At 59.7% G+C, this 22,039-nt stretch carries 17 protein-coding genes; 5 read left to right on the top strand and 12 right to left on the bottom strand.

Annotated elements, in window-relative coordinates; genetic code table 11:
* Positions 1 to 68: 68 nt before the first annotated feature.
* From E2F43_RS01355 to E2F43_RS01375, 5 genes are all read right to left on the bottom strand, one after another.
* Positions 69 to 2,513 carry a glycogen/starch/alpha-glucan phosphorylase gene (locus E2F43_RS01355; RefSeq protein WP_133209085.1) on the bottom strand — a complete coding sequence of 815 codons (2,445 nt, stop codon included), beginning with the start codon at positions 2,511 to 2,513 and terminating at the stop codon, positions 69 to 71.
* Complete coding sequence (glgX, locus tag E2F43_RS01360; RefSeq protein WP_133209086.1) at positions 2,510 to 4,645, bottom strand: glycogen debranching protein GlgX; 2,136 nt, start codon at positions 4,643 to 4,645, stop codon at positions 2,510 to 2,512. The genes E2F43_RS01355 and glgX overlap by 4 nt, the downstream gene beginning before the upstream one ends.
* A 3-nt stretch (positions 4,646 to 4,648) precedes the next feature.
* The gene (gene glgB, locus E2F43_RS01365) at positions 4,649 to 6,886 is read right to left on the bottom strand and encodes a 1,4-alpha-glucan branching protein GlgB (RefSeq protein ID WP_238946686.1); all 2,238 of its coding nucleotides are present in this window, start codon (positions 6,884 to 6,886) and stop codon (positions 4,649 to 4,651) included.
* Positions 6,883 to 8,979: a 4-alpha-glucanotransferase gene (gene malQ, locus E2F43_RS01370; protein ID WP_165954141.1), complete on the bottom strand. Its 2,097-nt coding sequence runs from the start codon at positions 8,977 to 8,979 to the stop codon at positions 6,883 to 6,885. Before malQ ends, glgB begins: the two co-directional genes overlap by 4 nt.
* 196 nt (positions 8,980 to 9,175) lie before the next feature.
* On the bottom strand, positions 9,176 to 10,477 hold the full coding sequence (locus tag E2F43_RS01375) for a M20 metallopeptidase family protein (protein ID WP_133209088.1): 1,302 nt from the start codon (positions 10,475 to 10,477) through the stop codon (positions 9,176 to 9,178).
* A gap of 435 nt (positions 10,478 to 10,912) precedes the next feature.
* Here E2F43_RS01375 and E2F43_RS01380 point away from each other — a divergent pair, with 435 nt between their 5' ends.
* The 4 genes from E2F43_RS01380 to E2F43_RS01395 all read left to right on the top strand — a co-directional run bounded on the left by E2F43_RS01380 (position 10,913) and on the right by E2F43_RS01395 (position 14,408).
* Entirely contained in the window at positions 10,913 to 11,329 is a 417-nt protein-coding gene (locus E2F43_RS01380; RefSeq protein ID WP_165954142.1) for an FAS1-like dehydratase domain-containing protein, read from the top strand.
* 15 nt (positions 11,330 to 11,344) lie between these two features.
* Positions 11,345 to 11,569, top strand: a complete 225-nt coding sequence (locus E2F43_RS01385; protein WP_133209090.1) for a hotdog family protein — start codon at positions 11,345 to 11,347, stop codon at positions 11,567 to 11,569.
* A gap of 802 nt (positions 11,570 to 12,371) precedes the next feature.
* Positions 12,372 to 12,734, top strand: a complete 363-nt coding sequence (locus tag E2F43_RS01390) for a COG4315 family predicted lipoprotein (RefSeq protein ID WP_133209091.1) — start codon at positions 12,372 to 12,374, stop codon at positions 12,732 to 12,734.
* A 621-nt stretch (positions 12,735 to 13,355) separates the two neighbouring features.
* Positions 13,356 to 14,408, top strand: coding sequence for a helix-turn-helix transcriptional regulator (locus tag E2F43_RS01395; protein WP_133209092.1), 1,053 nt, complete (start codon positions 13,356 to 13,358; stop codon positions 14,406 to 14,408).
* Between the two features lie 198 nt (positions 14,409 to 14,606).
* Here E2F43_RS01395 and E2F43_RS01400 read toward each other — a convergent pair whose 3' ends face one another.
* From E2F43_RS01400 to E2F43_RS01420, 5 genes are all read right to left on the bottom strand, one after another.
* Entirely contained in the window at positions 14,607 to 14,831 is a 225-nt protein-coding gene (locus tag E2F43_RS01400; RefSeq protein ID WP_133209093.1) for a hypothetical protein, read from the bottom strand.
* A 105-nt stretch (positions 14,832 to 14,936) separates the two neighbouring features.
* Positions 14,937 to 15,251 (bottom strand): hypothetical protein, encoded by a 315-nt coding sequence (locus E2F43_RS01405; protein WP_133209094.1) that lies wholly within the window; start codon positions 15,249 to 15,251, stop codon positions 14,937 to 14,939.
* A gap of 56 nt (positions 15,252 to 15,307) precedes the next feature.
* A complete protein-coding gene (locus E2F43_RS01410) occupies positions 15,308 to 16,885 on the bottom strand; it encodes a GMC family oxidoreductase (RefSeq protein WP_133209095.1) in 1,578 nt (525 codons plus the stop codon).
* A gap of 35 nt (positions 16,886 to 16,920) precedes the next feature.
* Positions 16,921 to 17,592, bottom strand: a complete 672-nt coding sequence (locus tag E2F43_RS01415; protein WP_133209096.1) for a glutathione S-transferase family protein — start codon at positions 17,590 to 17,592, stop codon at positions 16,921 to 16,923.
* Between the two features lie 95 nt (positions 17,593 to 17,687).
* Positions 17,688 to 18,470 (bottom strand): phytanoyl-CoA dioxygenase family protein, encoded by a 783-nt coding sequence (locus E2F43_RS01420; RefSeq protein ID WP_133209097.1) that lies wholly within the window; start codon positions 18,468 to 18,470, stop codon positions 17,688 to 17,690.
* 353 nt (positions 18,471 to 18,823) lie between these two features.
* Between E2F43_RS01420 and E2F43_RS01425 the strand changes: the two genes are divergently transcribed.
* Positions 18,824 to 19,687: a TauD/TfdA dioxygenase family protein gene (locus E2F43_RS01425; RefSeq protein ID WP_133209098.1), complete on the top strand. Its 864-nt coding sequence runs from the start codon at positions 18,824 to 18,826 to the stop codon at positions 19,685 to 19,687.
* Between the two features lie 37 nt (positions 19,688 to 19,724).
* Here the strand turns inward: E2F43_RS01425 and E2F43_RS01430 are convergent, their stop codons facing one another.
* A complete protein-coding gene (locus E2F43_RS01430; protein WP_133209099.1) occupies positions 19,725 to 20,735 on the bottom strand; it encodes a YeiH family protein in 1,011 nt (336 codons plus the stop codon).
* Between the two features lie 24 nt (positions 20,736 to 20,759).
* Entirely contained in the window at positions 20,760 to 21,998 is a 1,239-nt protein-coding gene (locus tag E2F43_RS01435; RefSeq protein WP_165954143.1) for an MFS transporter, read from the bottom strand.
* Between the last annotated feature and the right edge of the window lie 41 nt (positions 21,999 to 22,039).

Here is a 22,039-nt window from a genome sequence, read left to right on the forward strand (position 1 = left end):
CGAAAAAGTTGACAGGCAGGGGGACGGGTCCCGTGGTAGCGACACCAGCCCGTGCCTACCCTGGCGTCCTACTTGAACCATATATCATCCCGGTATTCAGCGATGGTGCGGTCACTGGAAAAGCGCCCACTGGCGGCGGTGTTGAGGATACTCATTCGCGACCAGCGCCCGCCATCGGCAAAGGCGCTGTCCACCCGCCGCTGGCAATCAATGTAGCTGCGAAAATCTGCGGCGGTCATCCACGGATCTCCCGGGCTGCGTACGGCAGCGATAATCGGCTCGAAGATACCGGCTTCCAGCAGGTTGAAATGACCGCACTGCAGCAAATCCATCACCCGCGCCAGATCGGCATCGGTCTCGATAATGTCATCGGGGCGGTAGGCTTTGCGTGTTTCCTCCACCTCGTTGGCGCTGAGCCCGAAGAGGAAGAAGTTCTCCTCCCCCACCGCCTCGCGAATCTCGATATTGGCACCATCGAGGGTACCGATAGTCACCGCACCATTCATCATGAATTTCATGTTGCCGGTGCCGGAAGCCTCCTTGCCTGCCGTAGAAATCTGCTCCGACAGGTCCGTTCCGGGACAAATCGCCTCCATCGCCGTTACCCGGTAATCCGGTAGAAACACCACCCGCAGCCAGTCCGCCACGCGCGGGTCCCTGTTTACAACCCTGGCGACATTGCCAATGAGTTTGATGATCAGTTTCGCCATGGCGTATCCGGGAGCGGCCTTGCCACCAAACAGGACACAGCGGGGTGCCAGACCGGTCGTGTCACCACGCAGGATACGGTCGTATAAATGAATCACATGCAGGATGTTGAGCAACTGGCGCTTGTACTCGTGAATCCGCTTTACCTGCACGTCAAACATCATATCCAGACCAAAGCTGACGTCGCACTCGTGTTTCACCAGTGCCGCCAGTCGATCCTTGTTGTCGCGTTTCACTGCCATAAAGCGCTCGGCGAAGGCGGGGTCGTCGGCGTGCTCCCGCAGGCGCTGCAACTGACCCAGATCAGCCAGCCAGCCGTCGCCAATCGTTTCATCAAGCAGTGATTTCAGTCCCTTGTTGCAGTGCGCCAGCCAGCGCCTGGGGGTAACGCCATTGGTCTTGTTGTTGAACTTTTCCGGATAGAATTCAAAAAAATCCCGGAACAGGCCCTGCTTCAACAGTTCGGTATGCAGGGCGGCCACACCGTTCACCGAGTGACTGCCGACAATCCCGAGATAGGCCATACGGATCCGCGGGTGGTCGCCTTCCTCGATGATCGACATGCGACGCTGGCGTTCACTGTCTCCCGGCCAGCGCGCCGCCACCTGCCCCAGGAAGCGGGCATTGATTTCGTAGATTATGTCCAGCAGACGCGGCAGCAGTTGCCCGAACAACTCCACCGACCACACTTCCAGCGCTTCGGGCAACAGGGTGTGGTTGGTGTAGGCCATGGTATGACCGGTGATCTCCCAGGCCTCTTCCCAACCCAACCCGTGTTCGTCCATCAACAACCGCATCAGCTCGGCGACCGCCACCGTGGGATGGGTATCATTGAGCTGAAAGCCGTTCTTCGCCGCGAACTCGCCAAATTCGTTGCCGTACTGCCGAACCCAGCGATGCAGCACATCCTGCAGACTGGCGGAGGCCAGGAAATACTGCTGTCGCAGGCGCAGCTCCTTGCCCTGTTCACTGGCATCGTTGGGGTACAGCACCATGGTGATCTGCTCGGCCTGGTTTTTCGCCTCCACCGCATCGGTGTAACTGCCGGCGTTGAATTCCTCCAGGTCAAACTCGTCTGTGGCCTCAGCCTTCCACAGGCGAAGGGTATTGACCGTGCTGTTGCGATATCCCGGAATGGGCACGTCATAGGGCACAGCCAACACATCGTGGGTATCAACCCAGCGCGCCCGCAGGGCACCGTGACTGTCGCGATAGTAGTCCGTATGTCCGAAAAAACGGACCCTGCGGGTGTGCTCGGGGCACTCGATTTCCCAGGGGTTGCCGTTGCGCAACCAGAGATCAGGAGATTCCACCTGGTAGCCGTTCTCAATTTTCTGGTGGAACATCCCATACTGGTAACGTATACCGTAGCCGACGACCGGCAGGCCGAGGCTGGCGCAACTGTCCAGGAAACAGGCGGCCAGCCGGCCCAGTCCGCCATTGCCCAGCCCCGCATCCACCTCCTCGTCCTCGACTTCCTCCAGCTCACAGGCGTACTCGGCGACGGCGACGCGGACCGGATCTTCAATATCGAGATTGAGCAGGGCGTTGTTGAGGCTGCGTCCCATCAGAAATTCCAGCGACAGGTAATTGATGGTTTTTAGGCCCTCTTGTACCTGCCTCTCGCGGGTGTTGCGCCAGTCGGTAATCAGGCGCTCCCGTATCGTCGATACCAGCGCGCTGTAAAGATAGTGTCGCGAGCAGCTGGGGTCATCCCTTCCCAGGGTGAATAAATAGTGGCGCTGCAGGCTGTCCCGGATCGGGTCCAGCGGGGGCGACGGGTGCTGCTTGATGATTTGCTTCACTGTGACTCCTCACTTTGCCACAGGTCACTGCCCGGAACTCCGGGCACGCGACCTGCGGTCAGTATCTGGATGGAACACGCTGCAATCGTCAGCGTGGTAAGACCCCGGACTGGCGGCGATTGGCCTTCGCAACCCGGCCGCGCCGTGTCGGCAAACAGCCGCCAGTCCCCTCCGGGAGACTCGGGTACGGTAAATTCCGCGGTGCTGCGGTCGGCATTGAAAATGACCAGCAGGAAACGTGGTACTGCGCTGGCATGGGCCGAGGTTTCAGTCAGCAGGTACCCCAGCAAGCGGTTGTGGTGCTCGTGCCAGTGCTCCTCCCGCATCAGCTTACCGTCCCCGTTGAGCCACTGAATACTATCATCATGGGGGTCGTCGGGGAGGTGCCGGTAGACATCGGCCTGCAGTACCGGGAAGTGCTGCCGCAGGAATAACAGTTTGCGAGTAAATGCTGTCAGCGCCGCACCCTGTTCCCCACTGGCTTCCCAATCAATCCAGTTAATGCGGTTGTCCTGGCAGTAGGCATTGTTGTTGCCCTGCTGGCTGCGGCCCAGTTCATCACCGGCCAGCAACATGGGAACGCCCTGGGAGACCGCCAGAGTCGCCAGGAAATTGCGCTGCTGCTGCCAACGCAGGCTGTCGATGGCAGGATCGTCGGTCGGCCCCTCCACCCCGTGATTGGCGCTCAGGTTTTCCCGATGACCGTCGTTGTTGTCTTCCAGGTTGGCCTGGTTGTGGCGCCGGCTGTAGCTCACCAGGTCGCGCAAGGTGAAGCCATCGTGACTGGTGATGAAATTGACACTGGCGTAGGGTCGCCGGCCGGCGTGCTCGAAGATATCACCGGAGCCGTGCAGGCGCCTGGCCAGCTCCGGGAGCTGACCGCCATCGCCGCGCCAGTAGCGACGCACGGTGTCGCGATAGCGATCATTCCACTCACTCCACCCGGCCGGGAACCTGCCCAGCTGATACCCGCCCGGGCCCACATCCCAGGGTTCGGCTATCAGCTTGCGGGAACTGAGCAATGGATCCTGTGAGACCACCTGGAAAAAGGTCGAGTCCTGGGCGAAACCCCGCTCCTGACGACCCAACACCGTGGCCAGATCAAAGCGGAAGCCGTCCACTCCCATCGCCCCCGCCCAGTAGCGCAGACTATCGGTCACCAGCTGCATTACCCGGGGATGGCGGATGTTGAGGGTATTGCCGCAGCCGCTGTCATTGATATAAAAGCGTTGGTCGCCCGGCAACAGCTGATAATAGGAGCGGTTATCGATGCCGCGGAAACTGAGCGTCGGGCCCAGGTGGTTGCCCTCACAGCTGTGGTTATAGACCACGTCCAGGATAACCTCGAGGCCGGCTTCGTGAAAACGGTCGACCATCTGCCGAAACTGCTCCGGCCCGCCGGCGCCGAGATAGGTACTGTGCGGGGCGAAGAAAGCGAGCGTGTTATACCCCCAGTAATTGCTCAGTCCCTTTTTGTGCAGCGGTTGCTCGTCGATAAAGGCGTGCACCGGGAGCAGCTCGACACTGGTAATGCCCAGCGCCTTGAGGTAGTCGATGACCGCTGCCTGTGACAGGCCGGCAAAGGTGCCACGAAGGGACTCCGGTACCCCGGGATGCAACATGGTGAACCCGCGCACGTGGGTCTCATACAGCACCGTCTGACACCAGGGCACGAGGGCGCGATTGGCATTATTACACCACTGGGGCTGGGCACTGACTACCGCCTTGGGCACCCACGCCGAATTGTCGCGACGGTCCATCAGCAGATCCTGGGTCGGATTCTCACTGGCGTATCCGAGGTTGGCGTCGTGCCATTGGTAACGCCCCTTGAGCTGGGTAGCGTAGGGGTCCAGCAACAGCTTGTTGGGGTTGAAGCGGTGGCCCGCTTGCGGCTCATAGGGTCCGTGCACCCGGTAGCCATAGCAGGTGCCCGGCGCCAGCCCGGGCACGTAGCCGTGCCACACATCGTGCGTTTTCTCAGGTAATGTCAGGCGCGCGAGCTCGCGCTCACCAGCGGGATCGTAAAGGCACAACTCCACCGACTCCGCGTGGTCGGAAAACAGCGCAAAATTGGTGCCCTCACCATCATAATGCGCACCCATGGGGCGCGAATTCCCCGCGATAATTTCCATCTGTCAGCCCTGCCCGATCTTTTCGGGGCGGTGCACCAGCACCAGTGTCGCCAGTGGCGGCACTGTCAGTTGCAGCGAGCAGGGCAGGCCGTCACAGGGACAGTCACTGGCCACAACACCGCCCTGGTTTCCTGCGCCACTGCCCCCGTACTCGCTGGCATCAGTATTGATGCATTCTTCATACCAACCCGGGGCCGGCACACCCACCCGATAGCCCAGTTGCGGCTGTGGGGTCAGGTTGGCGATCACCACCACCGGTGGTGCACCCTCGTGACCACGGCGCAGCCAGGCAAACAGCGACAGCTCCCGGCGGTCATGCTGCAACCACTCGAAGCCACCTGCCTCGCAGTCGCGCTGGTGCAGCGCGGGTTGTTCCACATAGACGCGGTTGAGGTCCCTGACCAGCCACTGTACGCCCCGATGCTGCGGCTGGTCCAGCAACTGCCAATCCAGGCCGCGATCGTGGTTCCACTCTCGCCGCTGGCCGATCTCTATGCCCATGAACAACAGTTTTTTCCCGGGATGAGTCCACATAAACGCCAGGTAGGCACGCAGATTGGCAAACTTCTGCCATTCATCGCCCGGCATTTTTTCGATCATCGAGCCCTTGCCGTGCACCACCTCATCGTGGCTCAGGGGCAACACAAAATTTTCGTCCCAGGCATAAACGATGCTGAAGGTCATCTCATCGTGATGATGCTGCCGATGAATCGGGTCGCGCGCCATGTAGCGCAGGCTGTCGTTCATCCAGCCCATATTCCACTTGAAACCAAAGCCGAGGCCGCCGGAATCCACTGGCCGGGAAACCCCCGGCCAGGCGGTGGATTCCTCCGCTATCATCATAATGCCCGGATGGCGGGCATAGACACGGCGGTTGACCGACTGCAGCAGGTGGATTGCCTCGAGGTTCTCACGACCGCCATGAGGATTGGGAATCCATTCGCCCTCTTCCCGGCTGTAATCCAGATAGAGCATTGAGGCCACTGCGTCTACCCGCAGCCCATCGAGATGAAACTCTTCCAGCCAGTAGTTGGCGTTACTCACCAGGTAGCTGAGTACTTCGCCCCGGCCGTAGTTGTAGATCAGCGTGTTCCAGTCCGGGTGAAAGCCCTTGCGTGGGTCGAAGTGCTCATAGAGGGCGCTGCCGTCGAAACGCCCCAGACCGTGTGGGTCCGTGGGAAAATGCCCCGGGACCCAATCCAGCAGCACACCGATATTTCTGGCATGACAGGCGTTTACAAAGTGACGGAATTCATCCGGCGTGCCGAACCGGATGGAGGGCGCATACATACCGATGGGCTGGTACCCCCAGGACCCGTCAAACGGGAACTCGCTGATCGGCATTAACTGGATGTGGGTAAAACCCTGCTCCTGTACATAGGGGATCAACTCATCTGCCAGCTCAAGGTAGCTCAGGTAGCGATTGCCCTCCTCCGCCTTGCGCCGCCAGGAGCCGGCGTGAACCTCATATATAGACACCGGCCGTTGCACCTGGTGCAGCTGTGCCCGCTGCTGCATCCAGTCCTGGTCTGTCCAGGTAAAGGGCGGTCGCAGCACAACGCGTGAGGCCGTATCCGGCGGGTGCTGCATCGAGCGCGCATAGGGGTCCGCCTTCAGGGGCAGCAACTGCCCCTGGCTGTCGTGAATCTGGTATTTATAAAGGGCCTGGTCGCACACCCCGGGTATAAAAATTTCCCATACCCCGGAGGTCGGGTGTTTGCGCAAGGCATGCTGGCGCCCGTCCCAACCGTTGAAATCGGCCACCACTGCGACCCGGCCGGCCTCGGGCGCCCAGACCGTGAACAGCACCCCCTCAACCCCCTCCTGGCGCCAGGCCACGGCACCCAGGCGCTGCCAGGCGAACTCTTCAGTGCCCTCGTTGAAATAGTAGAAATCGGCGTCACTGCGACAGGCGGGGAAGCGGTAAGGGTCTTCCAGCACCTGGATATCGTCCCTGGCTGTTACCTCCAGGGCGTAGTCGAAGTGTCGGCGCCGCTGCACCAGCTTCGCCTCGAACAGCCCATCGGGATGGATACACCGCATCCGCACCAGCTTGCGCCCGCTGTCGCGTGCGACGACCGCTACCTCATCGGCCCAGGGCAGAAGCGCGCGGATCACCATTCCCGGGCCAGCGGGATCGTGGTGCAAGCCGAGCAGAGAAAAGCTGTCAGCGTGGCGACCGCGGACCAGCGCCTCGATCTGGGCGCCTGTCATCGTTGGCTGATAGTCCTCTGTACTCAAGCTCCTCGCTCCTCGTTAACGGCATCCAGCAGCCCCTGCACCGCTGGATCGGCAAAGACTTCGCTAGTGTCCAGCTGTTGTTTGCGCCGCCAGTTGGGGTATTCCCGATCGGTGCCGGGTATATTGACCGGTTCACGCAATAGCTGCAGGTCCTCGAGCTGCAGCAGCACCAGCCGGGAAGCACCCCGCGCCGCCGCCCGGTGAAGCGCCTCACACAGTTCCATATCGAATGCCCGATCAATCCCGTCGCCGGCCCGGCCAGCGGGCAGCAGGGAGCACCCCGCAAGCCATTCAAGTAGCCGCTCGCGATGTCGGCATCGCCCCTCGAGTTGCGTCTGCAATGCGTCGTCGTTCACGATCAAGCCGAGCTGCCGACGCCGGCGCAAATCGTCGGCACTCCACCAGTCAGCCAGTGTCGGCACATCATGGTTGGTCACCATGAACAGCGCATCCGGCTGCTTTTCCCCGGGTTCCACGAGGCGGCCATCGAGGTACTCGTCAAAGTATAGTACCCGGTTGCCGTAGATGCGGCCGTTATGCATTTGCTCGCGAAATTCCTGCGGCACCACTCCCAGGTCCTCACCAATTACCATGCAAGCATTACGCCGACTCTCCAGGCGCAACAGCGCCAGCATCTCATCCCGGGGGTAATAAACATACAGCCCACCGCCCGTCGAGCCGGGTTCCGAACCCGGCAGGCACCACCAGAGACGAGAGAGCGCCATGGCATGATCAATTCGCAGTGCACCCGCCGCGCTCATGTTACTGCGCAACAGGCTGATAAAGTGACCAAACTGCTGCTGCCGCAATGTCACTGGATTGAGCGCGGGCAAACCCCAGTCCTGGCCCTGGTCGGCGAAAGGGTCTGGCGGTGCGCCAATTGTCGCGTTCGACACAAACAGCTCCGGAGCACCCTGTACTTCGCAGCCGGGAGGCACCGACCCCACCGCCAGGTCGCGCATCAAGCCGATACGCATTCCCATGGCCAGGGCGTGGGTGTGGCAGTCCGCCAATTGCGCCTGCGCCTGCCACTGCAGGTAGGCAAAAAAGTGCGGCGAATCAGCATAGCGGCGGGCGTGGCGGTTGTGTACCGCCTCAAATGCGCTGAACGCTTCCAGGTCGGCGCCCTGCTCGTGCAGAAAGCGCTGGAATTGTCGACCGCGGGGCGTGCCTGCCTCCAGGTGCGTTGCTCCGAAATGCGCGTACAGCAGCTCGAAGACCTCGTATTTAAGGGCGTTGACAGCGTCGTAGTCCACCAGAGGCAGATCCCGTAACCCGGCACACCTTGCCTCTCTGTCAGGGGTCAGCGGATCGCGGCCGAGCGTACGCAGTTCATCCATATCCGCCATCCGCTGCGGATCGATATACAGCGGGTTGAGAAAGCGTCGATCAGAGGGCGCGTAGGGACTGGCGGCATATTTCTCGTCACTCAGCGCAGCATGCAGGGGATTGAGGCCGACCAGGTCGGCGCCCCGGGCTGCGGCCAGCTCGATCAGTTGCAGCAGATCGCTGAAGTCGCCTACGCCCCAATTGCGCTGTGAGCGCAAGGTGTAGAGCTGGCAGCTGATACCCCACAGTCGCTGCCCGTCACCCTCCGGAATATCCTGGCAATGGCGCGGACTGACAATGAGCTCGGCAGTCTCCTGGCGAGAGCCATTGCTGATCCGCAATTGGTGATAGCCCGGTGCCAGTTCGCCCAACGCGAGAGCGTGGGCACTGTATCGGCAGTCGTCGATATGGTACTCGCCCGTTTCCGGCAGTTCCGCGGGCACGCAGCTACCCTCCACCTGGGTGCCGTATTCGGTATCCACTTCCCAGAACAGCTTTTCAGCACGCCGCTGGGGGTGACTGTGCAGGTGAATAACCGGCTGATCCTGGTCGACGATATAGAAAGGCCGCAACCACTGTAACCAGGGCGCGGCGTCCAGCTCAAACACCGCCCTGTTCACGGACGCCGGGTCGTCCGGGTCGTAACCCATCTCCCGCAGCGCCTGCAACCGGTCTTCACCGGGGACAGCGCGCCTATTGCCGTGATAGTCGGTGTATTCCGTGGAGACACCCGTGAGATACAGCAGTTTTTCCAGCTCATTCATAAACAGCATCCATGCGCGATAATCGGTCGCGGGGATGATCCATTCTTACTCCGGACCCGTTGCGGATAGTTTCCAGTGCGTGCTTGCCTGCCTTGGTCCATCGCGGTCAGCGGCCCATGTCTATGCCACCCCGCGCCCGCCGGAACGGCGCCGGCGAGCAGCGGCTGCGCATGCCTGAAACTGGCGCTGGGGACAACTAGGGCCGCGCCTGGAACAGCCCCAGCAGGGCCGCGGTCATCCCGTTGACGCCGGCGCTGATGGTCGGACCGGCATCCGGGGCAAACTTTGCCGAGTGCAGGCTGGGCAGCGTGAGCTTGCCTGCTTGCGCCGCGGCGATGCTGGCGGGGCTGACGGCGCCCAGCCACAGGATACTGCCAGGTACCCGTTCTTCGGTGCGGCCATAGCGGGAGAAATCCTCGCCGCCCATGACCGGATCTATTTCCAGAGCGGCCGACTCGCCCAGGGCCTGCCGGACCAGGCCGGCTACTTTGGTGACCAGTTCCGGGTCGTTGTAGACGGCCGGGGTGTACTCGTCGGCCACGGTGACAAGCGGCAGGCGGTCCTCCGGCATGCCGGCCGTGCGCGCAACGCCCTGGCTGATTTCTTCAATCCTTCTCAGCAGCATGGCGCGAGTGGCGTCGGAGTAGCTGCGCACGGTGAGCTGCATTTTGACCTCGTCGGAGATGATGTTGTGCTTGGTGCCGCCATGAATGGAGCCGACCGTGATCACCGCGGGGTCCAGCGGTGACAGCTCGCGACTGACAATCGCCTGCAGGCCCAGCACTATCTCCGCAGCCATCAGCACCGGGTCGATGGTGGTATGAGGGTAGGCGCCATGACCGCCGCGCCCGTAAACGCTGATGTCCACCTCGTCGACATTGGCCAGGGCGTAACCACTGACATAGCCGAACTGCCCGGCAGGCAGTGAAGCGCTGACATGCAGGGCCAGATTGGCGTCGGGCACACCGAAGCGCCGGTACAGGCCGTCCTGCAGCATGGCAAGGGCGCCGGCGCCGAGTTCCTCGGCCGGCTGGCCAACCAGCAACAGGGTACCCTGCCATTCACTGCGGCGGGCGATCATCTGGCTGGCCACGCCCAACAACACGGTCATGTGAACATCGTGGCCGCAGCCATGCATCACCGGCACCTTTTCACCGGAGGGAATGACGCCGGTTGCCTCACTGGCAAAGGGCAACCCAGTATCCTCCGGGATCGGCAGGCCGTCCATATCGGCGCGGTACATCAGGGTCGGGCCGTCACCGTTGTCCAGTTTTGCCACCAGTCCGTGGCCGCCGATACCGGTGCTGACGACGTAGCCCATGCTCGAGAGTTCCCTGGCCAGGTAGGCGGCGGTCTGCGCCTCCTGCAGGGAGAGCTCAGGGTGGCTGTGGAGGTGTCGATAGTGGGCCATCAGCGCGGCGTCGGTCAGCGCGGCGGACTGGGCGGTGAGGGCCAGCAGGCCAAGGCTGGCCAGGACGATGCGCAGGGTATGCGGCATGAAAGACTCCGTATCTAAAGGGGTGTAGCCCTTTCACGATAGCGGAATTGGCCGGTGGCGGGTAGTGATTTCCGGTCGGGTGTGAGCGCCTGGTAGATCACTTGGCCTGCTCGCCTCTGCCGACGACTTGGTACTTTTCAACCGCTGCTGGCCCACTACGGGAATCCGTCAGGTTACGACACAAGCCTGAACCATGGCGCGATAATCGCCGGCTGCCGACTCACTCCCACTCGATTATCAATAGGCCTTTTTTATCTCTTAAATTCAATGACTTATTATCCTGCTAATTGGCAATACCACGAAAAATACCATGCTCAGACAAACCTTCGAAAGGTTCGGATAAATTGCCTATTAAGCAATGATACACAGCACACCAAGCATCTGGGTCTTGATTTGCAGGTGCATGGCCTCCTACCCCTACGCCATGGTGACATAGTGTACGCCACCAATCCCGATCATCTCGATGAGGGAGCGGCTACCGCGGGAAGTCGCGGCGAACTGATGGCGCCGGCCACCATGCTGTTCGTGTGGAATCAGACTGACTACGCGGTCGCCGGCACCGGGCGCCCGAAGGACCCCCAGGTGGAGCTGGTCGAGCTGCTGGATGCCCACAGCTACAACGGCATCGTGCCCACCGACACGACCCAGGATTATGTCCGGGAACTGCGGCTGGGGGATGTAATCTCCCAGCGCACGGTGATCGACAACATCTCTGAGCGCAAGACCACCGAGCTGGGCGAGGGTTATTTCTACGAGACAGTGACCGAGTTCACCGACCAGAACGGTGAGGCGGTTGGGCGCCAGACCTTCAAGGTGCTCAAGTTCCGCCCCGTAAAGAACGACCAGGCCTGAGTGGAGACCGCGACCATGACACAGAATCTGAAAAGCAGTGAGATCAGCGTGGGCCAGACCTTGCCCGAGCGCCCCATTCCCGTCACCACCTCGCTGGTGACCTGCGCCGCCCTGGCCACCCGGGATTTCGAGAAGGTGCACCACGACAAGGGCTTCGCCCAGCCCGACGGCATGCCGGATGTCTACATGAACATCCTGGCCAGCCAGGGGCTTACCGAGACTGGTGGAAATGGTCAGTGAATGACCCTCGACGTCGGCCGTAGAAAAGGGCATATGGTCGGCCTGCCTCGAGCCGACCCGGCCTGCGCCACGTGCGATCGCACTGCTGTATGCGGAAATGAAAGTCTGCAGGGAGGGGATCAGTCGATGGGTAATCCGGGGATCGGTGCCGGGAATTTGCACCCAGCCCTGCGCCGCTGCCAGGACTCCGCGCATGGCATCTATGCGGCTGACAATGCCGGCGGCGTCCAGCGGTATCAGGTCGACAACCTTTAGTACTTTATTGGTCTCGCGCAGACGACTGCTGTCGAAACGGTAGGATACCAGGCTGTCCGCCGTGACCTGCCAGTCCAACGCGCCGCGAAAGACCTCGCGATTGGTATCCATGAAGTCCAGTTCACCCGACACCGTGTTGTCGTAGAAACCGTCGCACTCCCGGTTCTGGTAGCCAAAACTGGCAGTCAGGGAGCGCAGTGGGCCCGACACATCGCCGCAGGTCGGCGTATCGACGTTGCTCTTGATTTCCTGCTGGGCATACTTGCCCAGGATCCCCGAGACCTTCGTGCCCAGTTCGCCACTGAGTGGACGGGTAATGATATTCAGCGCTCATTTATCGCTTTTTACTGCCCCACCCGCAAGCGAATTTTTCTCGCAGTCCCTACAGCAACTGCAGCACACAAGGGCGGACGCCGGACCGCAGCCAACTGCTACCGGACTTTTACAGTCACTTTGATAGTCATCGGCTGAACAGCGTGGCCTCACGATTGACCGGATAGGTCCACCGGTCTAGTCTTTTTAGGCCTGCCCGCCACTGGAGCTTCGCATGCCGCCTTCCCCAGAGTCCGCCAGCCAGTTGCCACTGCCACCACCCACGCCGGTCGAAATCAGCCTGATGAGCGAAAACGACCATTACGTCTTTCGCACCGAGACAGGTCAGTCGCTGTATGTACGCACGGCTGATCGAACGCTGGAATCGACCTGCGGGGAAACCTGCCTGCGCGACTGGTCACCGCTAGCTGCCTCGGGCAAGCGAACGCGAAGTGTCGGAGACTGGGACAGCTTCACCGGCGTCGACGGCAAGCTGCAATGGGCCTACCGGGGTAAACCGGTCTACACCTACCGCGCTGCTTGCACCGCGCCGCCCGAGTCAATCCCGGCGGAGCACTGGCAGCTACTGCAGCCCTGAACAGACAGGACTCTCAGCGTTCCAGCGCGGGATCGTCGGTACGCGGCACCCGGATGGCATAAAAGCCCGCTCCGGGTAGCGCATTGATACGATGCCTCAGAATCTGGGCGGGCTCGAGATCCTCTGTGTAGGTATAGACAGGCCGCCCGCGGTAGGCCCACTGGCCACACCCTGGGGTTGGGATTGCTGTCTTCGTAAGTCAGCCCCAAGGGGCATGGTAGACGGGATGTGGAATCTCGACGATGCTCCACTCGCCGGAAGCACGAGCCCGAGATCCCGCGCAGCGGCTCCCGCCCCTGATAAACGGCCTGCCCCTGGTAACTGTATTGGTGAATCCCCCTGCTGTGCCAGGTTTCCGTGCAACCCACCATCCGCGCCATCTGATTGTCCACGGCGATACCTTCCGCGTTGAAGAACTTTTGATGGCCACAGGAATTCTCAGTGGCCCTGCCGTCTCGGTACCGTCAAGGAGAGAGCCCCCAGGCACAGGTCAAAGGACCGAAACCTAAGCTTACCGAACTTTAACCATCAGTCTCGCAGCACCCTTTGCCTGCCGCCAGTGTCATGGGCTACTCTGGAGGTTCCTGAAGCAGCCCAGGTCGATCCCCACAAGATCCTTGAATGAGCAACGATCACTTTGAAATCTCGGTACAGTACCTCGCGCCTATCCTGAACGAACTGGAAAAACGCGGCTATACGCTGCGGGAAGTCTTCGCGTATGCAGGCCTGCAGCTGCCTGCCAACTGCGACAACCCGGGCAGTGTGGTTCTCCCGGTGCTAGACTTCTCGACTCTCTATGGCCGAGCCCTCGCCCTGCTGGAAGTCGAGACCAGCGAAAGACTGGATAAACGCCCCTCCGACAAAGGGCGACTTGAAGTCATGTGTTGCGTCGCCATCGCCTGCCCCGACCTGAGAAATGCCGCCCGGCAGCTTTCCACGCTCAGCCGCTTCAGCCATCCCCAGGACATCACCATTCATCTGGAAGAGAGGGAGGATAGCGCGCGACTCATTCTTGACTTTCATCGCAGCTCGCAAGACACCGCATCCCTGCTGGTTGCGGCAGCCTCGCTGATATTCCTGCACCAGATTTTTTCCTGGGTGATTGGCAGCCGCATCAGGCTGCGTGAGCTGCACCTCAAGTCACCCGAACCGAAGGAGTCCATCAGCTTGCTGGACTTGCTCGACGCACCGGTTATCTACGAGCATGACTGCGACGCGATGGTTTTTGACGCCGACATCCTGGACTGGCCAGTGATCCGCACCTACGCGGACCTGCAGAAGATCATCGATTACATACCCTTCGACATTTGGTACAGCGGCGGCGTCGACCTGCCCATGGCCGGCAGGATCCGAAACATGTTTGTCTCCGCCTTGCACGATAACCTGCCGATCCCTTCGACGTCCTCTCTCTGTCAGATCTTTCATGTCAGCGAAGCCACACTGCGCCGCAGGCTGCGCGACGAGAACAGCAGCTACTCGTCAATCCGGGAAGAGAGCCAAAAGAAGTTCGCCGAGTATATGCTGCGTTGCACCGATGAGCCGATCAGCGATATTGCACTGCGGGCGGGCTTCGGCGACGACCGGGCATTCCGCCGGGCCTTCCAGCGCTGGCTGGATATCAGTCCATCCCGCTACCGGGCCACGAACTCCGTCGAGAGCCCCGACAAATCCTGAGGGCCTCCCGGATTTCTGTCAGGGTGTCCAATTGGGATACGCGCGCCTAAAACGCTTCTTATTGGGCATGACCACAGTCGGCAGGGTAGCGGCATTGGCTTCGAATTCCACCGGCACCATCCCGTTACGGTAAAGCAAATAGGCAGGCAATGCATGGACCTCGCTGTCACCCAGTGACTGTGGCTGCGTGTCGAGGGATCAACCCTGGAGAGTGACGTCCGTCGCGGGAAGGGCGCCGGCCAGATCATCCAGCCGACTCCAGTAGCCGGACGGATCACCGTCCAACTGCAAGAGGTTTTCCGCAGGGTCTTCTGCCCAATAACTGCCCTCGACGTCATAAGGCAAGGTTCTGAACTTCCGACCAAGGGACTCCAGCTTATTCGCCAAGGTTTTGGCCTCAATTCTCCCAAGGGCGAGCGCCACGTGATCCAGTCCGGGAGCACCGACGGGTGCCGCTTTTCTTATATGTTACGGCAGGCACACCTCACACTCCAGGCTTGGCAAAGGTCGGGGACTTCCCTAAGAAGGTCATTCGCAGAGCAAATCTCCCGCACGATTATCCACCGTAACGAGGTTTTCATAGAAAGTAACCTCTGGCACGCAACCCATGTTTTTCTTGAAGTCTTCCAGGAAAGCCTCATTGAAAAACGCTTCTGCATTGGCCCGCGAGTCCCACAGATACACAGATAGCCCAAGGCCCTGGGACTCGTTGTAGCAGAACTGCTTGCTGTAAAGATGCGGCATGCCTTTGAACATGCTCTCTGCCCCCTGCTTGAGCATGGGCGCGACTTGTTCGCGGGGAGGATTGCCAGCGATGGTGTATTTGACAATAACGGTGATCATGTTGTTCTCCAGTCTCTTGCTATCAAGCCTTCGTATACGCAGCCCTCAGGGCCACATCAGTTGTGTTTTGCGTCTTCGAGGATCAAGTCTGCCACTCGCATGGCAACCGCCATGACGGTGGCATTGGTAACACTCGCAATCATTTCCGGCAGGATCGAACCGTCCACGACCCGCAAACCGGTAACCCCGTGCACCCGGGCTCTGGCGTCGACCACGGAGGCGCTGGTTGCCTCACCCATGGCACAGCTCCCCACGGCGTGGAAACCGGGCTGCCCCTGAGCCTTGTAAATTGCCAGTAACTCATCATCGGTTTCGGCTTCGGCGATAGCACTGGTATCGACCAGGACGCGCGAGGCAAGGGGCTCCTGCTCGAGGATGCTTTTCACCGCCCTGAGGCCGGCAATGCTCGCGCGGCGATCGTACTCTGTCTGCAGGTAACTCATGCGGATGCGAGGCGGAACCCCAGGCTGCTTCGAAGCCAGGACTACCTCACCGCTACTCTCCGGATACATCGCGTAGGCCGAGAGACTGATGCCGGCACGCACACTGAAGTCGTCGCCATCCCGGGAGAAAGGGCTGAACATCAGCATGACGTCAGGGGCAGCCAGGCTGTCACTGGACTTGAGAAAGGCTGCAGCATGGCAGGGCGACTGCGACATGGGCCCCTTACGACTGGCATAGTAGCGGACCAGATTACCGAGCAGGCGCAGGCCGCCGTATTGACGGTTTTCCGAATCCAGTGGCGATCGTGTCTCGACCCCGACCCCGCCAATCAGGTGCTCCCGCAGATTACTGCCGACATGAGAATTGGCGTGCAGCAGGTCAATCGCCAGCTCCTCCAGCAGTGCCGGATCACCGATTCCCGACCGCTGCAGAATCAATGGAGATTCGATTGCTCCTGCCGAAAGAATCACCTCCTTTCTTGCCTGAAACAGCCGCTCCGCACCATTTTTCTCACACAGTACGGACTGGGCCTTCTTGTCTTTGAAAATCACCCGGTTAACAGCCAGATCGGTCCGCACCTGGAGGTTCTGTCGCGACTCTGGTCTGCGAAGGAATACCGATGCCGCGCTCTGCCGGCGTCCACTCCCGTCAATATTGTAGTGCAGGTAGCCCGCACCGCGGGCACCGATGTCGGTCAGTGACACCTGCTTTGGTAGACCTTGCTTCTCACAAGCCTGGAGAAATTTGTCAGTGATGGCATACTGCTCGCGATGAGGCGCGACACGGAAATAGCCGTTTTCGCTGCCCTGCCCATCCAAAGCATCCAGATGGGGCTCGAGGCTCTCATAGCTCCACTCCGACCCCCCGTATCTGGCCAGGCGCTGGATACCCTCGGGGCGCGGGCGAATCCAGATCATGCCGTTGACCGAGCTGGAGCCCCCGAGAGATTTTCCGCGCAACCAGAGCTCGTCCTTCGCCTGCACGTCACTCCGAGTAACCTGATAGCGGCTGACATGTCTGTCACCTTTCAGCAGTGCACCAAAGCCCTTGGGCATTCTGAACAGCGGGCTGCGATCGGCCGCGCCCTGCTCGATCAACAGGACCTTGTAATCGCCAACGCTCGCCAGTCGATGCGCCAGGGTGCAGCCGGCAGAGCCGGCTCCCACGACAATGTAATCAAAAATGTCCATATCTGGCTTCCGATCGTCCTGCAATTGTGCGCGAGTCAGTCAGGCTGCTTTCCCATATACTTTGAGATTTCACTGACAAGAATGGCGTCGATTGCCTGACTGACAGCAGACGCATCCATCGCCCTGTCCCAGGCTTCAAGGCCTGGAAGAACACTGGCGAGATCGATACCCGCACAACCTGCAGTATTCAGGCCCGGTAGCGCGGTGTGCCCCCTGACCACGATCAGTACATACCGGAGCATGATATCCGCGAGCGTCAGTTTCGGTCCCATCAGGTACGGTTCAAATACACTCAGTCTCGACAACGCACGCACGCCCTTGTTGAGGGTATCGATGGCCTTGAGATGGCTGTCGTTGTCCTTTTCACCCTGCATGACCACGGGAATCAGTTGACGTGCTGGTGCTTCAATGTACAGTTCACACACCTTCATCAGTTCACGCATCTTCGCCCGCCCCCAGGGATCGGAAGGAGCCAGGCTAGGCCCCTGAAAGCTGTCTTCAATATATTCGAGAATACTGCTGGTTTCCGAGAGATAGCCCTCTTCCACGCCGATGCAGGGAATCTTGCCGAGCGGGCTTTTATCCAGATAGTCATCTCCGGACCCGGGCATCACGAGCACTTCCTCGTAACTCACTCCTTTCTGCATCAGGGTGTGCTTAACCATGTTGTAGTAATGGCTGACTGGAAAACCATAGAGATTCAGCATTGATTATGCTCCGGTGGGATGTAAATGTTGTTTGACTTCTACACCGCAATTCTGCAAGCCAGCAATGCCTTCGGCAGAGAAACAAAAGGGTGTCATCACTCAATCTCCACCATTTTCATGGCGTTCTCGCGATTGCCCACCATGCCGTAACCACCAGTGGACTCGTAGCCCATCAGCTTGATCAGCTCGCGCGGTAGCGCCCTGGTGGTTTCCGGGGAACAGGAAAGGTACTGATTTTCTACCTGACGGACCCAGCCGACACTGAAGGCAATATCGATGGCACGCCGTATCCGGTCGGATTGATTGAAGCCGCCGCCGTGATAGATTTTTCCGGAGAATATCATCACCGAACCACGGGCCATCTCCACTGGCAGGCTGTCTGTCTGGGTGAATGTGGCATTCGGTCCTGCTGCGTGACTCCCGGGCACCACTCGTGTCGCCCCCATTTCCTCGGTAAAATCCGTCAGGGCCCACAGCGAATTAATAAAAACATCATAGTCCAGAGGGAAGGGGAAACGATCAAACAGCATCTCATCCTGATGCAGAAACTGGGCCTCTGCTCCGGGCGCAATCGAATTGACTTCTGTCAGTGAAAGCTGAAACTGCTCGGCGTGAGAAAACAACTGCCGTATCGTGGCGAGATAGGTTTCCTGCAGAATCAACTCCCGCACACCCGGTGAGCGCTCTATCAGAGAGCCCAGTCTCTGGGTATTGAAGCCCATTTCGGGCAGATGCCCAAAAGGTGCGCTCTCCAGATGGGGGTCCAGCTCCTGCTGGATACGATCCATGAGCTCATTGGACACCAGCTTGTCGATAATAACGTAGCCGTCCTGGCGAAAAGCTGCCACAAGATCGTCAATGGCAGCATCTCTACTCATATGTCTTACGCTCAAGCCTGTTTGCTCCCTTCATGGTCATGTCAAAGTTCCCGGGGGGGTCTTGCACGACACCGGAGCAGACTGCCGGCGGAACACAGGCCCCACCTGTATTACAGCGAGAACCATTCTGTGCTGATGCTCCTGTTGGTTGAAGGACCTCAGTGTGTTGGCAGCGGACCTTTACGATCACAAAATCAGATGTCGCTGTTTTTTTCAGACTTTTCCCTGTCAAACCCCGGTTGAAGCTTGCCTGCCACTTCCAGGGCCCATATTATTTACGGTACCGTAGAATTCATGCACTCACAGCGGAGAGGCATGCCAACAGCGACCATCGGTGGTGAGGAGATTTAGCCATGGCACTTCAGGTTTCACAGCTTCCCAAAAATGTCGGCGTACAGGTTTACGGGTTTGACCCGATGAATCTGAGTGCCGCGGATATCAGCCAGTTTCAAACCCTGTTCAATGACAACAGTGTGATTCTCATCCGGAATATCTCACTCTCTCCGGAAAAGCACCTCGAGTTGACCAAGGCGCTTGGGGAGCCCGGCATTCACCCCGTGGCCACCGGCCGGCTGGAGGGCTACCCGGAGATCCTGGTGCCCAAGCCCTACGGGCTGGCAATCAGCGAGGACCCAGAGGAAATCGTCGGTCGCATTCCCTGGCACGCGGACCTGACATTTACCACCAGCCCTCCGCGCGGAGCGCTACTGCGCGCCGTGGAAATTCCCGCGGAGGGAGGACAGACCGGCTTCATTGATACTGCCCGGGTCTACTCGGAATTGGATGCATCACTCAAGCAGCGAATTCAAAGCCTGCAGGCAGTACACCGCATGGTCTATGGACAACGTCAGTTGGGTTTCGATGTCGATAAGCAGCAAGCAGCAGAAGTCAGCAAGCGCTTCCCGGATGTGACCCAGCCGCTGGTGCAAACGGATCCGGAAAGCGGCGTTGTCTCCCTCAATATCAGCCCACTCTTTCTGGAGTATATCGTCGACATGGAGAGCGGCGAGAGCAGGGCACTGCTGAAGGAGCTGCAGACAATAGCGACGCAGGAGCAGTACGTCTACTGGCACGAATGGCAGCAGGACGACCTGGTGATCTGGAACAACTACCGCACGTTACATTGCGCCGCAGGCCACCCGCAGAAATTCCCCAGAACCATGCATCGGACCACGCTCGAAAGCCGCGAGCCGATGGGCAAACTCCTCGCAGCCTGAAACGTGAATGGCGGTGCTGGCGCCGCTTACGCGGCACTCAGCCCAGTACCGCGACTCCCGCCGACAAAAAAAGCAACACCAGGCTCTGGGCGACCATGACCATGACGGGGCGCCATCCGCAAGACAGCAGACCATGCAACGAGACACGCATTCCCGCAGCGGCCAACGCACTGGCAAAGGCCAGTGATGATACGCCCGGTGCGACTGCGCCTACGGCGGTGGGTACGATACCAAGATTGCTCAAGGCGAAGACCAGCAGAAACAGCCAGATAAAACCGGGAAGCCTCACCCACTGGCGCCAGCTCGGATTATCCTGCAGGCTGCCAGAATGCGTCACAATGCCTGCCAAAAGCATGACAGGAATCAGCAGCAGAATTCTCAGCATCTTGGTGACAATGGCCGTGTCGCCAGCATCCGGGGAAATGGCATAGGCCGCGCCCACCACTTGGGCGACATCATGAATACTGGCGCCCATCAATATACCGCTCTGGTGGCTGTCGAGCTTCAAGTGCTCTGCCAACAGGGGATAAAAGAACATGGCGAGCGTCGACAAGGCAGTCACGCAAACCAGCACCGCTACCAACAACCCCCTTTGCAGTTTGCGCGGATCCATGACGGATACCAGAGCAATCGCGGCCGAGGCTCCACAAATGGACACTGCCCCCGCCAGCAACAGGCCCGATTCCGACGCCAGTCCCAGCAATCGTGCGAGCAGAAAACCCAGAATACCCGAGACAATCACGGCCAGCAGCGCCAGACAAATGGTGGGCCACCCCAATGCTGCCACCTGGGCGAGTTCCAGCCGGGTCGCCATCAGCACGATGCCCGCCCTGAGCAACCAAGTTGCCGCATGGGCCGTACCGGTTGACAGGAGCCGCGTCCTTCCCAGCCTGCCGAGACACATACCCCCCACGATGGCCAGCAGATAGGGCGTAACCCCCGTGATCTGCGATGCGAGCAGCGCCAGGCTACCCAATAGCATGGCAAATACCAGACCCGGCAACCAGGCTGATAGCCTGGCAAACTTTTCGACGATAAATGACCTCACACTTGCCGGATGCTTATGGGCAACTTACGAGCTAACCGGGACGAGTAGGCTGCGATAACGCAAGAGCAAGGCTATCAACAGGCCAGCCAGGTAGCAGGTGAGCACCATGGTCAGGGACCAGACAAGTCCGATGGCGTACAAACCTGCGGCAATACCCGCCAGAGACGCTGTGATGATGGACGTACCGGAACCCGCCAGACCCGAAGCGAGCCCTCGCAGATGGTCATTGACTCGCAGGGCCTCGGCAAAGCCCATGGAGATGACAATGGCCTGGCAGGCGGAGACCACCATGAACAATACGAACAGGTTCAGTATGCTGTATGGGAGAGCACGCGTGTACAACAGGTAGGCAGTCACGAAGCACACTGCAACGCCAAGACTGGTCACTATCAGGCGATTTACTCCGGTCCTGGCAACCAGTTGCGCGGAAAGTATCGCTCCACCAATTGCCGCAATCGCATTTGCCGACGTGAAATAGCCAATCAGGTCAGGAGACAGCCCCAGCTCGGTGAGTGCAGACGGCAGTACCGTGTTCATTGTCATGGCGGCAGACGCGCAAAGTGCCACCATCACGACGTGCGCGGTGAAGTGCAGTGAGCCGAGCAGACTCAGGTAGTCCCTGAGAATTTCCAGCGCCTTGTGTATCCCCCTGTGGGCAGTTGCCTCCCTTTTCACGACGGTCTCGGGCAACAGCGAGAATACCAGCGCCAACAACAAGCCCCCATATCCAGCCAGGAAAACAAACAGGGTTTCCCAACCCAGGTAATAGGTCAGCAGACCTCCAAGGATCGGAGCAACAAAGCCCGGCACCTGGATGCCAATGGTGATAAATGACATCGCCCTGGCCGCTTCGACGCCGTGAAACACGTCGTGCACAACCGCGCGGGACACCACACTCATCGCCGAGACGCTCGCTCCCTGCAGTACACGACACAAGATCAGGACTTCAACACGCTCCACGCTCAGGGCAAACAGACTGACCAGCGTAAAACAGATGACAGAAGCCAGGAGAACCGTTCGCCTGCCAAGGCGATCCACCGCCGGCCCGATGACCAATTGCATCGCACCCACAGCTAGCAGATAGCCAGTGATAACCCACTGTATGGTCCCGAGCCCGACCCCGAAATCACTGACCATCACAGGAAGGGCGGGGAGGAACAAAAGCAGAGACATGCCACTGCTTGCCGCCAGCATCATCAGCAACCAGAGAGGCGGCCTGGTACCGGTGAGAAGCGAGCTTACCGAAGCTTGATCACTGGACATGTCAGTACTCACTCTTGTTGGCCCGGTTTTCCAGATCATGA

Source organism: Seongchinamella unica, from assembly GCF_004354085.1.
GTDB classification, from domain to species: Bacteria; Pseudomonadota; Gammaproteobacteria; order Pseudomonadales; family Halieaceae; genus Halioglobus; species Halioglobus unicus.

Bases quoted from the DNA above. Each gene is read 5' to 3' on its own strand.
- E2F43_RS01415 (WP_133209096.1), bottom strand. From the start codon at position 17,592: ATGCTGAATCTCTATGGTTTTCCAGTCAGCCATTACTACAACATGGTT.
- E2F43_RS01390 (WP_133209091.1), top strand. From the start codon at position 12,372: ATGCCGCCTTCCCCAGAGTCCGCCAGCCAGTTGCCACTGCCACCACCC.
- E2F43_RS01435 (WP_165954143.1), bottom strand. From the start codon at position 21,998: ATGTCCAGTGATCAAGCTTCGGTAAGCTCGCTTCTCACCGGTACCAGG.
- E2F43_RS01385 (WP_133209090.1), top strand. From the start codon at position 11,345: ATGACACAGAATCTGAAAAGCAGTGAGATCAGCGTGGGCCAGACCTTG.
- glgX (WP_133209086.1), bottom strand. From the start codon at position 4,645: ATGGAAATTATCGCGGGGAATTCGCGCCCCATGGGTGCGCATTATGAT.
- E2F43_RS01395 (WP_133209092.1), top strand. From the start codon at position 13,356: ATGAGCAACGATCACTTTGAAATCTCGGTACAGTACCTCGCGCCTATC.
- E2F43_RS01410 (WP_133209095.1), bottom strand. From the start codon at position 16,885: ATGGACATTTTTGATTACATTGTCGTGGGAGCCGGCTCTGCCGGCTGC.
- E2F43_RS01405 (WP_133209094.1), bottom strand. From the start codon at position 15,251: ATGATCACCGTTATTGTCAAATACACCATCGCTGGCAATCCTCCCCGC.
- E2F43_RS01420 (WP_133209097.1), bottom strand. From the start codon at position 18,470: ATGAGTAGAGATGCTGCCATTGACGATCTTGTGGCAGCTTTTCGCCAG.
- E2F43_RS01425 (WP_133209098.1), top strand. From the start codon at position 18,824: ATGGCACTTCAGGTTTCACAGCTTCCCAAAAATGTCGGCGTACAGGTT.
- E2F43_RS01375 (WP_133209088.1), bottom strand. From the start codon at position 10,477: ATGCCGCATACCCTGCGCATCGTCCTGGCCAGCCTTGGCCTGCTGGCC.
- malQ (WP_165954141.1), bottom strand. From the start codon at position 8,979: ATGAATGAGCTGGAAAAACTGCTGTATCTCACGGGTGTCTCCACGGAA.